Here is a 13,822-nt window from a genome sequence, read left to right on the forward strand (position 1 = left end):
CTCTCCTCGGGAATCCTCAGGAAAGGGGCCACCTACGCGCGTAGCGCCCCTGGTTCGACGGGAGTTGGGCAGTGGGCCGCGCGAACGGGGCGCGGGGGAAACCATCGTCCCCCACACCCCGTTCCGCGACCATCACGCTGTTGTTACGGCTGTGGCGACCGATGTCGAGGCGGTCGCCGCGCTGTCGTCACGCTGCGGTGACGTCAGCCGTTACGGCGTGGCCTTGACCTTGATCTTGCCGCTGATGATGTCCTCTTCGGCCTTCTTCAGGGCAGCCTGGAGGCCGGCGTTCTTCTTGAACTCGGGGTTCGAGTCGGCGAGCGCGACGCCACCGGACTTGAGGTCGGCGCGGACGACGCCACCCTCGGCGTTGTCGTCGGCGACGGACTTCGCCAGGTTGTAGACCGACCCGGCGACGTCCTTCGTCGCGGAGGTCAGGATGTACTTCTTGTACTTGGCGAGCGCGTCCTGCTTGTACTGGTCGGAGTCGACGCCGATCGCCCAGACCTTCTTGGCGGCGGCGGCCTCGATGACGCCCTGACCGGAGAGACCGGCGGCGTGGTAGACCACGTCGGCGCCGTCCTCGATCTGACCCTGCGCGGCGGTCTTGCCCTTGTCGGGGCTGGTGAAGCCGCCGTCCTCGGCCTTCTCCGTCAGGTACTGCTTGACGACCTTGACCTTGGGGTTCGTGTCCTTGACGCCCTGCGTGAAGCCGGCCTCGAACTTGTGGATCAGCGGTACGTCCACGCCGCCGACGAAGCCGACGGTCTTGCTCTTGGTCGTCTTGGCGGCGGTGACGCCCGCGAGGTACGAGGCCTCCTGCTCGCTGAAGACCAGGTCGGCGACGTTCTTGGCCTTGACCGTCTCGTCGTCGACGATGCCGAAGGTGACCTTCGGGTACTTGGCGGAGACTTCCTTGACCGCGGGGGCGTAGGCGTAACCGACGCCGATCACCGGGTTGTAGCCCTGCTTGGCCAGCTGGGTGAGGCGCTGGGCCTTGTCGGCGTCGGACTCGCCGTCGTTCGGCTCGACCGCCTTCTTGCCGATCTTCAGGTCCTTGGCGGCCTTGTCCATGCCGGCGGTCGCGGCGTCGTTGAAGGACTGGTCGCCCTTGCCGCCGACGTCGTACGCGATGGCGACGCCCTTGCTCTTGCCGTCGCTCTTGGAGCCTGCGGCGTCGCTGGACGTGCCGCCGCAAGCGGTGGCGGTGACGGCGAGTGCGGCGGTGGCCACACCCGCTGCGGCGATTCGTGAAACCCGGCGCATAGAGAGGAACTCCTTATGTACAAGCAAGCACAAGCACGTACGAGCGCCTCACCTGGCGCTGATTTCGCCGCAGCGTAACGCGCGTAGACCTGACATAAGAACCCTTCTGTCCCGTCCGTTATCGAGCTGTGGCCGCGAGGTTGCGGGAGCATGTACGCGCTGTGGGGCGCCCCTCACTCAAGGGGCGCCCCACCTGTCTCCGCCTGATGACGACGGACCGGCTACGGAGTGGTCTTGACCGTGACCTTTCCGTCGACGATGTCCTTCTCGGCCTTCTCCACGGCGGCGACCACGTCCTTCATCGCCGTGTACTTCGGGTTGCTGTCGGCGAAGCCGACGCGACCCGACTTCAGGTCGTAGCGCTGCTCGCCCGTGATGGGCTTGCCCTCGACGACCGACTTCGTCAGGTCGTACACCGCCCCGCCGACGTCCTTGAGGGCCGAGCCGAGGATGTAGTCCTTCTGCTTGGCCAGGGCCTTCTGCTTGTACTGGTCGGAGTCGACACCGATCGCCCACACCTTCTGCGAGCCGGCCTCCTGGATCACGCCCTGCCCGGAGAGCCCCGCCGCGTGGTAGAGCACGTCCGCGCCCGACTCGATCTGGCCGCTGGCCGCGTTCTGCCCCTTGTCGGGACTGCTGAAGCCGCCGTCCTCGGGCTTCTCGGTCAGGTACTGCTTCTCGATCTTGACCTTGGGGTTCGTGTCCTTGACGCCCTGCACGAAGCCGGCCTCGAACTTGTGGATGAGCGGGATGTCCACGCCGCCGATGAACCCGACGTGATCGGCCTTGGTGGCCTTGGCCGCCGCGACGCCCGCCAGATATGACCCCTGCTCCTCGTGGAAGACGAGGTCGGAGACGTTGTCCGCCTTGACGGTGTTGTCGTCGATGATCCCGAAGGTGGTCTTCGGGAACTTCGCCGCGGCTTCCTTGATGGCGGGGGCGTAGATGTAGCCGACGCCGATGACCGGGTTGTAGCCCTGCTTGGCCAGCTGCTCGATCCGCTGCACCTTGTCGGCACTGGACTCGCCGTCGCCCGGCTCCATGTCGACGCCGCCGATCTTGAAGTCCTTGCGGGCTTTCGCGTATCCGGCGTAGGCGGCGTCGTTGAAGGACTGGTCGCCCTGGCCGCCGATGTCGTACGCGAGGCCGATGCCCTTGTCGTCGTACTTCGACGAACCACCGGACTTGTCGTCCTTGCCCTCGTCCTCCGACGCCTCGTTGCTGGTCTTGCCGCACGCTGAGGCCGCGAGGGCGAGGGACGCCACCACGACGGCCACTTGGGAGAGCCTCGATCCCCGGGTTCCACGGGAGTCCCGGGTCTCACGGGAGTTCCGGGTTCCACAAGATCCTTGACGAAGACGCATAGGACGCACCCCTTACGTTCCCCAAAGCACCCTTGAAGGGCCTGATTTCGGCGCACAGTAACGCGCGTAGAAAGGGAGGGGAACGGGGTTTCGCACTGCCGTTACCTATTCGTGCCGAGGGCCGGTTACGTCCGGATGAACGGGACCGTCGTAACCGGCCGATAGCGGTGGTTACCTACCGGGCTTGTCTACCGGGCTTGTCTACCGGACTTGTCTACCGGGCCCCGTCGAGCAGCGCGGCGGCGGTGAACATCTCGACGCCGACCGTGATCGCCGACTCGTCCGCGTCGAAGTCGCCCTGGTGGAGGTCGCGGACGGTGCGCTCGCCGGGTGTGCGGACGCCGAGGCGAGCCATGGCTCCGGGGACGTGTTCGAGGTACCAGGAGAAGTCCTCTCCCCCGAGGCTCTGTTCGGTGTCCTCGACGGAGTGCGGCCCGAGGCGCAGCTCCATGGCCTCCCTCAACAGGTCGGTCGTGTCAGGGTCGTTGACGACGGGTGGCACGCCACGGATGTAATTGATCTCGGACTTGGCGCGATAGAGATCGGCGATCTCCTGGATGGCGCCATGCACCAGGTCGGGCGCCTTCCGCCAGGCGGCGAGGTCCAGGCAGCGGACGGTGCCGGACAGTTCGGCGTGCTGCGGGATGACGTTGCAGGCGTGCCCGGACTCGATGCGGCCCCAGGTCACCGCGAGCCCCGAACGGGCGTCGATGCGGCGGGCGACCAGGGCGGGGACCTCGGTGACGACCTTGGCGGCGGCGGTGACGAGGTCGGTGGTGAGGTGGGGCCGAGCGGTGTGGCCCCCCGCCCCGTCGAGCGAGACTTCCAGCCGGTCGCAGGCGGAGGTGATCGCACCGTGCCGCAGCCCGATCTTCCCGGCGTCGACACGGGGGTCACAGTGCACGCCGATGATGCGCCCCACCCCTTCGAGCACACCCGACTCGATGGCGTCGGGCGCACCGCCGGGCAGGACCTCCTCCGCGGGCTGGAAGATCAGGCGTACGGGCTGCGGCAGCTGCCCTTGCTTCGCGAGCTCGGCGAGGACGAGGCCCGCGCCGAGCACCACGGTGGTGTGCACGTCGTGCCCGCAGGCGTGGGCGCGGTCGGGCACGGTGGAGCGGTACGGGGAGCCGAGCTTGGTGTCAGGGATGGGCAGCGCGTCGATGTCGGCGCGCAGGGCGAGCATGGGGCGGCGCGGACGGCCACCGCTGCCCTCGCCGTACTTGCCGTACTCGCCGTACTCGCCGTACTCGCCGTCCTCGCCGTACTCGCCGTCCTCGCCGTCCTCGCCGTACTCGCCGTACTCGTCGTCTTCACCTGCCTCACCGGTCCCGATGTCACAGACGAGTCCCGTGCCGATGGCGAGTACGCGGGGTTCGAGGCCCGCGCGTTCGAGCCGGGCCTTGAGGGCCGCGGTGGTGCGGAACTCCTGGTTTCCGAGCTCGGGGTGCATGTGCAAGTCGCGGCGGAAGGCGATGAGTTCGGCGCGCAGGTCGTCCGGGAGCGTGCCGGGGAGTACTGCTTCCCCGGGGGCGTCCCCCGGTGTTTCCCCGGGCAGATCGGCCCCGGACCCTCGCTCGGACTCTCGTGACATCAGTTGGTTCACCCTCTGAAGGGTAGGGCGGCGCGTGGGCCAACTGACCCACGATCAACAAAAGTTCAGCCCGATAGGGTAAGAAAAAGTGGCCGCGTGGCGCATGGCCGGTAGTTGGGCTGGGTAGGCTATGTGGCTTTTCAGGGCTCCTTAAGCGGTGAGCCCGGGCTCCGGGGCCGCCCCCGGGGCTAGTCCCACAGGGGCAACTACGGCGCCGGATCCCCCACGGGTACCACGAGGGCTCAGGATCATGCGGGTTACGCGTAGGCGTGGGTGTAGGTGTACGCGTACTTCGCGTCGCGAAGGGGGAGGGACGCGCCGGGAGCGGCAGCTTCGGTAGGCCGGCAGCTTCGACTGGCACCGGGGCCATCCGGTGTCGCGAGGTTGGTGGTTCCGGGCCGGGAGTCAAGGGCGCTCCTGCGTCGCGTCGGCTGCGCCGATTCCGCTGCGCTCCACCCTTGACACCCGCCCCTCCACCACGCGAGGGAAGACAACCGGACGGCCTCAGGGGGCGGGACTCTCGACCAGGGCCGACATCGGCGTGGGGTGTGCGTGCCGACTGCGGACCAGTTCGTCGCGGGCACCCGGGGGCGACAGGGGGCGCGGCGGGTTTGGGGTTGGGTGCCGGTCTCGTCAAGCGGGCGCGGACCGGTTCGTCGCAGGGCGGCCTTACGTCGGCCCGTCAATCAGTCGCCGGATGCGCGGCGGATGGCGCGGGGTGTAGCAAAGTCCCGCTAGGGGGCTCTAGGGGCGTGGTTTCTGGGAATTTGTTGCGATCCCGCGCCCATGGCACATCTGGAAGGGCCCGTGGCGCATCGGAGGGCCCGTGGGGCATCGGGGTGGGCCCGTGGGGGGGGCGGGAGGGCTTGAGGTTCGGGCGGGGTCGGGACCGACGGAGCCGGAGGGGGTCTGGGGCGGGGCCTTGGCGGGCGTCACGCCGTAGCCGCTATGCCTCGCGTCGGAGAGGGGGGCGAAGCCGTCGATGCCACCGATGCGAGGCGGTGTACGTCCCGTGCCGTTCCCGTTACGCCGGACAAGAAGCCCTGCGCCCTTGGTGAGGCGTTTTCCGTGAGCCAGGCCGGGTCGATGTCGCAGACCGCGACTCGGACCTCCGTGCCCGCCAGGGCCAGGGGGAGGGTGTGGACCACCGTTGAGGGGAAGCTCAGAATCGTCCGGCCGATCGGGCCCCTGCGGGCGATCAGTTCGAGGGGGAGGTCCGGGCGGACCACCTGGAGGCCCGTTTCCACCGCCAGGCGGTGGAGTTTCTCGGAGCTTTCGCGGCGGTGGGCGAAGTAGCGCGTCGCGCCGTGGGCGCGGGACAGGGAGCGGACCGCTTCCACGTAGCGGTCGGGGTCCACCACGCCCGTCTCGACCAGCGACGTACCCACCAGGTCCGCACCCTTCGACACCCGCGGCGGGCCGAAGCGGTCCCGCGTCCAGGCGAAGGTGTTGGCCGTCACGACGACACCGTCCGGCGCCGACTCGATCGGCATGGAGGAGAAGACCTCCACCGTGCGCTTGCCGCCGGGCGTCAGGCGGCGGCGGGCGGAGGACGAGACCGGGGCGAAGGCCAGGTCGCGTATGCCGGGGCGGCCCCCGCGGCGGTGCCAGCGCACCAGGCGTTCGCCCGCCGCCAGTTGGGAGATGAACTCCATCGTCGCCGTGCCGTCGTCCACGACCACCAGCGAGCGGGCCCGCGTGATCGTCAGGAGCAGTTGTACGTAGCGCGAGAACGGGTCGCCGATCACGATCCGTTCCGCCGCCCGCAGCGCGCCCGTCAGGCCGCCGATGGTCTGGAAGGGAGCGGCCGGGCCGCCGCGCGCCTCCTCCCAGCGGACGTTCAGGCCCTCGTCGCGGGCCAGCTGGGCCATGCGGCGCAGCTGGCCGCGGGTCATGGGGTCGTTCGGGGAGAGGACGACGACGGTGAGCCCCCCGGCCGGGCGGGCCGGGGAGGCCGAGCCGGCCGGGCCGATCGCCCCTGCCGAATGCGCCCACTCAAGGACGTTGAGGAGCTGCACAGGGCTCTCTACGAACGCCAGGGTGGTGGGCGCCGCAGCGGTGGGGGCCGTCGGCCCGGTTCGGGGGCTCATCGTCGTATGACCGTGTCCTGTCCTGGTGGGGGGTCTCGGGCTCAGACCGCGACCGGCTCGCGCTCGGCCGCGTCCGCCTCGGCGACGACGCCCGTGACGCGGCGGAGCTTCTTCATCGGGCCGAGCTCCGACTCGTAGACCTTCTTGACGCCGTCACCGAGGGAGGCCTCGATGGTGCGGATGTCGCGGACGAGGCGGGTGAGGCCCTGGGGCTCCACCGACGCGGCCTGGTCCGAGCCCCACATGGCGCGGTCGAGGGTGATGTGGCGCTCCACGAAGGCGGCGCCGAGTGCGACCGCGGCGAGCGTGGTCTGCAGGCCCGTCTCGTGGCCGGAGTAGCCGATCGGGACGTTCGGGTACTCCTGCTGGAGGGTGTTGATGACGCGGAGGTTCAGTTCCTCGGCCTGCGCCGGGTACGTCGACGTGGCGTGGCACATCAGGATGTTGTCCGAGCCGAGGACCTCGACCGCGTGGCGGATCTGCTTCGGGGTCGACATGCCCGTGGAGAGGATGACCGTGCGGCCCGTGGCGCGCAGGGCGCGGAGCAGCTCGTCGTCCGTGAGGGAGGCCGAGGCGACCTTGTGGGCCGGGAGGTCGAACTTCTCCAGGAAGGCGACGGCCTCGGTGTCCCACGGCGATGCGAACCAGTCGATGCCGCGCTTGGCGCAGTGGTCGCTGATCGCGCGGTACTCGGACTCGCCGAACTCCACGCGGTGGCGGTAGTCGATGTACGTCATCCGGCCCCAGGGGGTGTCGCGCTCGATGTCCCACTGGTCGCGCGGGGTGCAGATCTCCGGGGTGCGCTTCTGGAACTTGACCGCGTCGCAGCCGGCGTCGGCGGCCACGTCGATCAGGGCGAGGGCGTTGTCCAGCTCGCCGTTGTGGTTGATGCCGATCTCGCCGGTGATGTAGACGGGCTGACCGGGTCCGGCCGTCTTCGAACCGAAGTTGCGCAGACGGGAGTTGGAGATCGTAGAGCTCATGGCAGGAACGTTCCTTACTTGTTGAGGGAGGGGCCGAGGATCCATGCGGCGATCTCTCGGATCGCGCCGTCACCACCGGGGAGAGCGGTGACCGCGCGTGCGGCGCCGCGTACGACGTCGTGGGCGCTCGCGACCGCCACGGGCCAGCCGACGAGGCCGAAGCACGGGAGGTCGTTGACGTCGTTTCCGACGTAGAGCACGCGCTCGGGAGCGATGCCCTGCTCCTCGCACCACTGCTTGAGTGCGAGGTCCTTGCGGTCGATGCCGTGCAGGACGGGAAGCCGCAGCTTCCGGGCCCGCGCGGCGACGACCGGGTTCTGTTCCGTGGACAGGATCAGCAGCGGGATGCCCGCGTCACGCAGGGCCGCGATGCCGAGGCCGTCCCCGCGGTGCACGGAGACGAACTCCCGTCCTTCGGAGTCGATCAGCACCCTGTCGTCCGTCTGGGTGCCGTCGAAGTCGAGTACGACCGCGTCGATGTCGTCGCGGGTCGGAAGGGCGTCGGCCCGGCCGGAGTCGAAGAGCGGCGCGAGCGCCCTGGCGCGGGCGAGGTCGTGCGGGTCGTCGATCTCCAGGACGCGCGCCGGGTCCGTGCGGACCAGTTCGGTACGCCCGAAGAAGCGGTGCTTGTGCTCGCGGAATCCGGCCACGTCCATGGCGTAGACCGCGCCGGTCTCCAGGAGGTCCTGGGGGCGGTCCTGGCGGCGCGGGCGGAAGGACTTGTCGTGGTTGACGCCGTAACCGCCGTCGGTGGCCGTGGAGCTCGCCAGCTTCGTGGTGCCGCCGACCTCGCCGGTGCGGCGCGCGTCCAGGGCCTTGGGCTCGTCGTCGGCGTCCCGCCAGACGAAGCCGTGGAAGGGCGCCACGGTCAGCGCGGTGTCCGCGCCGCCGTCGATGATCGAGCCGACCACCCCGTCGACGTCCTCGCGGACGATGAAGGGGCTGGTGCACTGCACGAGCAGGACGACGTCCACGGAGGTGCCGTGCAGCGACTCGTGGGCGTCCATGGCGTGCAGGACCGCGGCCTCGCTGGTCGCGGTGTCCCCCGCGATCGCCGCGGGCCGCAGGACCACCTCGGCGCCGGCCGAGCGCGCGGCCTCGGCGATCACGTGGTCGTCCGTGGAGACGACGACGTCCGTGACGAGCCGCGCGGCCAGGCACTCGCGGATGGCGCGCGCCACCAGGGGCACACCGCCGACCGGGGCGAGGTTCTTGGCGGGTACGCCCTTGGAGCCGCCGCGGGCCGGGATGACGGCCAGGACGCGGCGTACGGGGGTTCCCGCTGGGTGGGGGTGGGACATAGGGGCTCCTTGAGGGATGCCGTGAGTGCCTTGTCTGGGGATGCCTTGCGGGGGGTTCACAGCTCGCCCATCCGCCGGATGACGGGGGCCACGCGCTGCACCCCGTGCCGGTAGGCGCCGCGTGCCGCGCTGCGGACGGCCTGGCGCACGGGGCCGGGCTCGCGGTCCGCGGCGGGCGCGCCGGGCAGCGGGGCGCCGTCCGGGCCGAGGTGGTGGCGGGCCAGGATGCCGGGGAGGTATCCGGGGGCGGTGATGAGGCTGTAGTACGGGGTGATGGGCGGCAGCTGGTCCTGCGCGAGGAGACTCGTGACGCGCTCACGTGCCGCGTCGAAGGCCTTCGCGTACGTCCCGTCCGGCGCGACGCCCTGCCGTGCGACCCACTCCGGAGCGGCCTCGGGGCTGTGCCCCGCGTCGATCTCGTCCCAGGACGCCAGGCATCCGGAGCCGATGAAGTGGTGGTTGCCGAGTGCCTCGCGCACCCCGAGGTCGGTGAGGACCGCGGTCGGGATGCGGCGGTGCAGGGATTCGAGCGCGGCGGTGGAGCTGACCGTGACGAGCAGGTCGGTGCGGTCGAGGACCTCGCCCATGTTCCCGTACACGAGACGGCAGTTGGGCGGCAGGTCCTCGCCCTTGGCGAGCTTCTGGTAGGGCAGTTCCTCGATGTGCGTGGTGTGCTCGCCGGGCTTGCTGCGCAGCTTGATCAGGACCTCACGGTCCGGGTGGAGCCGTGCGTGCTGCACCATGCGGCGCAGCAGGTACGTCCGGTGTGCGCGGCTGTCCGGCACGGAGGGCTGCGCGGCGAAGACGACCGTGTACGGGTCGCTCTTCTGGCCCCCGTCGAGATACACAGCCCCGCCGAGGAACGGCAGCGCGCTCTCCACGACGGCCGACGCGTCGGCGCCGACCCCCTCGTACACGGCGCGGAAACGTTCCGCGTCCTGACGGGAGTTGGCGAGGACGACGTCCGCGCCGTGGCGAAGGAGCAGGCCGTCGGCGAGCTTCTCGTAGACGACGCCGACATACCCGGTGACGACGACGGGGCGCCGCTTCAAGGAGACCGCCACCCGGGCGAGCCCGTGCAGCACCGCCTGGACCGCGCCGCCCACGAGGGCGAGCACGATCACGTCGGGCGCGTCGCGCTCCACCTCGCGCAGGAATTCGACGGCGGTCACCTCGCGGAGGGAGTCCGCGCGCACCCCGACCTCTTCGAGCTGACGGACGGTGGGCGTGGCCCGGCCTCTCAGGAGGCGTCCATCGAGGCGCATGTCCGCTGCCTCACCCGAATCCGCTCCCTCGCCGGCGAGGCGGCTCGCGGTGAGCGCGCCCCATTTCCACCGGGTGTCGGAGTCGGCGAGCACGGTGATCCGTGTCGTCCCGCTGTTGCTTACTGGCACAGCCAAGACGCTAGGAAGGCATTCCGATTGGCGGCCCAACTCAGGTGCAACAAACGGTTAACAGCACGCCGACGAATGGCGAATCGGCCCGGGGAAACGCCGGTCGGCAGGCGGGTTAACCATTCCGCCATGCGTCGTTCACCTGGCATCTCACCTTCGGCCAAGACGAATGCCGGGCCGACACCTAACGTCACCCACGTGGTTAAGCTCTCCGTCATCGTGCCGTTCTACAACGTGCAGCAATACGCGCCCGACACCTTGAGGAGTCTGCGGGCGAACGCACGCGAAGACTTCGAATTCATTCTCGTCGACGACTGTTCGAAGGACGAGACTCCAGAGATCCTGGAGCGTGCCGCGCGCGAGCTGCCCGGTGCCGTCCATCTCCGACATGAGAAGAACGGCGGTCTGGCGACCGCCCGCAACACGGGCCTTGACGCGGCGCGCGGCGAGTACCTCACCTTCCTCGACGGTGACGACTGGCTCGCCCCCGGTTATTACGCGCAACTCGTCGGCGCCATCGAGCAGTTGGGCTGCGACTTCGTGCGTACCGACCATGTGCAGTGCACCGCTCGGGCCCGCAGCATCCACCGTGTCCCGCACGGCAGACGCGGTGTCGTCATGCCGCCGCGGGACGTCATCCTGCCCGCCGACCGGTCGACGTCCGTCGACTACGCGTACGCCTGGGCGGGCATCTACCACCGGCGCCTGGCCGACCAGGGCCTGCTGCACTTCACGGACGGTCTGCGCACCGCGGAGGACCGGCCGTGGATCTGGCGGCTGCACCGCGAGGCGGAATCCTTCGCCGCGGTGGGGCTGCTCGGCGTCTTCTACCGGCGCGGGGTCGCCTCGTCACTGACACAGATCGGCGACGTACGGCAGCTCGATTTCATTCGGGCATTCGACCAGGTGGTCCGTGAAACAGCGGCGGACCGGGACGCGGACAAACTCCTGCCGAAGGCAGTCCGTACTTACTGCGCGATCATTTCCCACCATCTGGGATCCATCGAAAGGTTCGAGCCACAAGTGGCGCGGAAATTGAAGTCACTGAGTGCGGCCGCCCTGAAGCGGATGCCGCAGGGCGTTCTCGACGACGCCCTCGACTCCATGGACATACAGCGGGCGACCCGCCTTCGCCGTCTTCGTCGGCGCCCGGTGTCGGCGGAGGTGGCCGCGTAATGGCGACGACGCAGATCTTCCTGGCGTCCACGCTGTACGGCACCGCCACGCTGGCCGCCGCGATCGACGCCGACCGCTTCGGTCCCGCCGACCGGCGGCTGCTGCTGATCAGCAACAACGCGGCGACGCCGGAGACCACGGTCGCCGTGGACGAGATGCCGGGCTTTGAACGGCTGCGGGACCGGTTCGACGACGTACGGTCGTGGAACGAGGCCATCTCGCCCTTCCACCCGGGCGGTTGGGCCCCCCGGGCGGACGACATCCCGATGTGGGAGCGTTACATCCGGCTCCTGTGGGACCTCGGTGACGACGACATCGAGCTGGCCGTCGAGTCCATCCAGGTCAACCCGGCCCTGGCCCTGACGCAGATCTTCACGGGCGCCCCCGTGGACGTCTACGCGGACGGCCTGATGAGCTACGGCCCGACCCGCAACAAGATCGACCCGTTGGTCGGCACGCGCGTCCGCCGTCTGCTGCACCTGGACCTGGTGCCCGGCCTGACCCCGCTGCTCCTGACCGAGTTCGACGTCGAGCCGGAGATCGTGCCGACCGAGGCGTTCGTGAAGGTGCTCGACCGCCTCGCCGACTCCGACGCGGGTGCCGCGGATGTCCCGGACATCGCCGAGCCCGCCCTGCTCCTGGGCCAGTACCTCTCCGCCCTCGGCATCCTGACCGCCGAGGAAGAGGAGGAGCTGCACGTACGCATGGTGCGCGGCGCCGCCGAACTCGGCCACTCACGCGTGGTGTTCAAGCCGCATCCGACGGCCCCGGCCCGCTGGTCGCGCATGCTGGAGAAGGAGGCGGAGGCGATCGGCGTGGAGCTGACCGTCCTCGACTCGCCGGTCCTCGCCGAGGTCCTGTACCAGCGGATGCGTCCCGCGCTCGTCATCGGCTGCTTCTCGACCGCGCTGCTCACCGCGTCCGCGCTCTACGGCCTGCCGGTCGCCCGCACCGGCACGGAGACCCTTCTGGAGCGGCTCGCGCCCTACCAGAACAGCAACCGCGTACCGGTCACCATCGTCGACGCGCTGATCCCGGACCTCACCGACAAGGGCGCGGTCACCGGGCGACAGCCCGGCATGCCGGTCGCCGACCTGGGCGAGCTGCTCGTGGCCGTCGGCTTCGCCATGCAGCCGCAGATCTACCCGCGACGGCGCGAGGAAGCCGAGCGGTACCTCTCGACGCACCTGACCCCGCACACCTGGCGCTACTTCAAGCGGCGCCGCCTCACGGCCCTCGCCCTGCCCGGAGCGCTGCCCACGCAGCTCTCGTTCATCCCGCGCAACGCGGCCGTACGCCGGGTCGCGCGCCGCGCCCGCTCGGTCCAGCGCTCCATCAAGCGGACCGCACTCGGATGACCTCTCCCGCAACGACGCTCCCGAAGGAATCCTCGGGGGCGGACGCTCTCGCGCTCAGGATCACGACCCCCGCCGTCCGGCGCGCCCGTCCCCGCCTCCGCGCCCTGGACGGGCTGCGGCTCATCGCGGCCCTGATGGTCGCCGCCTACCACTACGGCGGACGTGACGGCGAGATCAGCGAGGCCTGGGGAAGCTCACCGCAGCTCCAGTTCCCCACGGCGCACAGCTGGTTCGCGTACGGCTGCCTCGGCGTGCAGATCTTCTTCGTGATCAGCGGCTTCGTGATCTGCATGAGCGGCTGGGGGCGTCCGCTGCGCGCGTTCTTCGCCTCCCGCGCCTCGCGGCTGCTGCCCTCGTACTGGGCCGCGATCATCCTGGTGACGGCGGTGTTCGCGCTGCCGGTCGTGACGTACAAGGCGGTCTCGCCGAGCGACGCCCTGGTGAACCTGACCATGCTGCAGCAACCGCTCGGCGTGGACCGGGTGCTCGGGGTCTGCTGGACCCTCTGGGCCGAGCTGCGCTTCTACGCCCTCTTCGCGCTCTTCGGCGTGATGCCGGGCGCCAACCGGGCCCGCGTGATCCTGTTCTGCGCGGTGTGGACCCTGGCCGCGGTCATCGCGGAGGGTGCGAACGAGCCGCTGCTCGACCTCGTCCTCATGCCCGAGTACGCCCCGTTCTTCATCGGCGGCATCGGCATCTACCTCGTCCACCGGGACCGCAAGGACCTGACGGCGTGGGGCATCGTGGGGGTGAGCTGGCTGATCGGCCAGCACTACGCGGTGGACCGCCTCTGGCACGCGCCGGACCCGGAGTTCTTCTCCTACCGCACCTCCTTCGGCATCATCGCCGTCGTGACGGCGGGCTTCGCCGCGGTCCTGCTCATCGCGCTCGGCGCGCTGCACCGGGCCGACTGGAAGTGGCTGACGGTGGCGGGCGCCCTGACGTACCCGTTCTACCTGGTGCACGAGCACCTGGGCTGGGTCACGGTGGGCGCACTGCACCGGGGGCTCGGACTTCCCTCGTACGCGACGCTCGGTCTGACCATCGCGGCGATGCTGCTGCTCGCATGGCTGCTGAACCGTTTCGTCGAAGAGCGGCTCACGCCGCTGATCCGGGGCGGGCTCATGGCCCGGAAGTGACTCCGTCCGCGGCGGTGTCGGCGGAGCCGTCCGCCGACACCGCGCGGGCCACGTCGATGGCCTCGTCCATGACGGCCCCGGCCTCCCCGATGGCGTCCACCAGCTCCTGGACAAGGCGGTCCAAGGTCTCACCCGGGTCTTCGTTCATGGGCCAAGC

General features: G+C 69.9%; 11 protein-coding genes. 3 read left to right on the forward strand and 8 right to left on the reverse strand.

The window, feature by feature from the left end:
* Positions 1-210: 210 nt before the first annotated feature.
* From ACZ5U5_RS18980 to ACZ5U5_RS19010, 7 genes are all read right to left on the reverse strand, one after another.
* On the reverse strand, positions 211-1,266 hold the full coding sequence (locus tag ACZ5U5_RS18980; RefSeq protein WP_469022902.1) for a BMP family lipoprotein: 1,056 nt from the start codon (positions 1,264-1,266) through the stop codon (positions 211-213).
* Between the two features lie 221 nt (positions 1,267-1,487).
* The gene (locus tag ACZ5U5_RS18985) at positions 1,488-2,543 is read right to left on the reverse strand and encodes a BMP family lipoprotein (RefSeq protein WP_469022906.1); all 1,056 of its coding nucleotides are present in this window, start codon (positions 2,541-2,543) and stop codon (positions 1,488-1,490) included.
* 301 nt (positions 2,544-2,844) lie between these two features.
* Complete coding sequence (locus tag ACZ5U5_RS18990) at positions 2,845-4,224, reverse strand: amidohydrolase (protein WP_469023729.1); 1,380 nt, start codon at positions 4,222-4,224, stop codon at positions 2,845-2,847.
* 932 nt (positions 4,225-5,156) lie between these two features.
* Positions 5,157-6,314: a hypothetical protein gene (locus ACZ5U5_RS18995; protein ID WP_469022908.1), complete on the reverse strand. Its 1,158-nt coding sequence runs from the start codon at positions 6,312-6,314 to the stop codon at positions 5,157-5,159.
* Between the two features lie 41 nt (positions 6,315-6,355).
* Positions 6,356-7,285 (reverse strand): N-acetylneuraminate synthase family protein, encoded by a 930-nt coding sequence (locus ACZ5U5_RS19000; RefSeq protein WP_469023732.1) that lies wholly within the window; start codon positions 7,283-7,285, stop codon positions 6,356-6,358.
* Positions 7,286-7,311: 26 nt separating this feature from the next.
* Positions 7,312-8,598: a cytidylyltransferase domain-containing protein gene (locus ACZ5U5_RS19005; RefSeq protein ID WP_469022911.1), complete on the reverse strand. Its 1,287-nt coding sequence runs from the start codon at positions 8,596-8,598 to the stop codon at positions 7,312-7,314.
* Between the two features lie 56 nt (positions 8,599-8,654).
* Positions 8,655-9,992: a DUF6716 putative glycosyltransferase gene (locus tag ACZ5U5_RS19010; protein ID WP_469022913.1), complete on the reverse strand. Its 1,338-nt coding sequence runs from the start codon at positions 9,990-9,992 to the stop codon at positions 8,655-8,657.
* Positions 9,993-10,190: 198 nt separating this feature from the next.
* Here ACZ5U5_RS19010 and ACZ5U5_RS19015 point away from each other — a divergent pair, with 198 nt between their 5' ends.
* Genes ACZ5U5_RS19015 through ACZ5U5_RS19025 form a run of 3 tightly spaced genes read left to right on the forward strand, consistent with a single transcriptional unit; the run spans position 10,191 to position 13,665 of the window.
* Positions 10,191-11,168, forward strand: coding sequence for a glycosyltransferase family 2 protein (locus ACZ5U5_RS19015; RefSeq protein WP_469022918.1), 978 nt, complete (start codon positions 10,191-10,193; stop codon positions 11,166-11,168).
* Positions 11,168-12,526, forward strand: coding sequence for an alpha-2,8-polysialyltransferase family protein (locus ACZ5U5_RS19020; RefSeq protein WP_469022921.1), 1,359 nt, complete (start codon positions 11,168-11,170; stop codon positions 12,524-12,526). The genes ACZ5U5_RS19015 and ACZ5U5_RS19020 overlap by 1 nt, the downstream gene beginning before the upstream one ends.
* A complete protein-coding gene (locus ACZ5U5_RS19025) occupies positions 12,523-13,665 on the forward strand; it encodes an acyltransferase family protein (RefSeq protein WP_469022924.1) in 1,143 nt (380 codons plus the stop codon). The genes ACZ5U5_RS19020 and ACZ5U5_RS19025 overlap by 4 nt, the downstream gene beginning before the upstream one ends.
* Here ACZ5U5_RS19025 and ACZ5U5_RS19030 read toward each other — a convergent pair.
* Positions 13,649-13,813, reverse strand: a complete 165-nt coding sequence (locus ACZ5U5_RS19030) for a hypothetical protein (RefSeq protein ID WP_469022926.1) — start codon at positions 13,811-13,813, stop codon at positions 13,649-13,651. The two genes, ACZ5U5_RS19025 and ACZ5U5_RS19030, sit on opposite strands and share 17 nt — an antisense overlap.
* Positions 13,814-13,822: the final 9 nt, after the last annotated feature.

The organism is Streptomyces sp. NPDC033177 (genome assembly GCF_055577715.1).

Excerpts from the sequence above, each read along its gene's own strand:
- ACZ5U5_RS18980 (WP_469022902.1), bottom strand. The coding sequence starts at position 1,266 with ATGCGCCGGGTTTCACGAATCGCCGCAGCGGGTGTGGCCACCGCCGCA.
- ACZ5U5_RS18990 (WP_469023729.1), bottom strand. The coding sequence starts at position 4,224 with ATGTCACGAGAGTCCGAGCGAGGGTCCGGGGCCGATCTGCCCGGGGAA.
- ACZ5U5_RS18995 (WP_469022908.1), bottom strand. The coding sequence starts at position 6,314 with ATGAGCCCCCGAACCGGGCCGACGGCCCCCACCGCTGCGGCGCCCACC.
- ACZ5U5_RS19005 (WP_469022911.1), bottom strand. The coding sequence starts at position 8,598 with ATGTCCCACCCCCACCCAGCGGGAACCCCCGTACGCCGCGTCCTGGCC.
- ACZ5U5_RS19020 (WP_469022921.1), top strand. The coding sequence starts at position 11,168 with ATGGCGACGACGCAGATCTTCCTGGCGTCCACGCTGTACGGCACCGCC.
- ACZ5U5_RS19025 (WP_469022924.1), top strand. The coding sequence starts at position 12,523 with ATGACCTCTCCCGCAACGACGCTCCCGAAGGAATCCTCGGGGGCGGAC.
- ACZ5U5_RS19030 (WP_469022926.1), bottom strand. The coding sequence starts at position 13,813 with ATGAACGAAGACCCGGGTGAGACCTTGGACCGCCTTGTCCAGGAGCTG.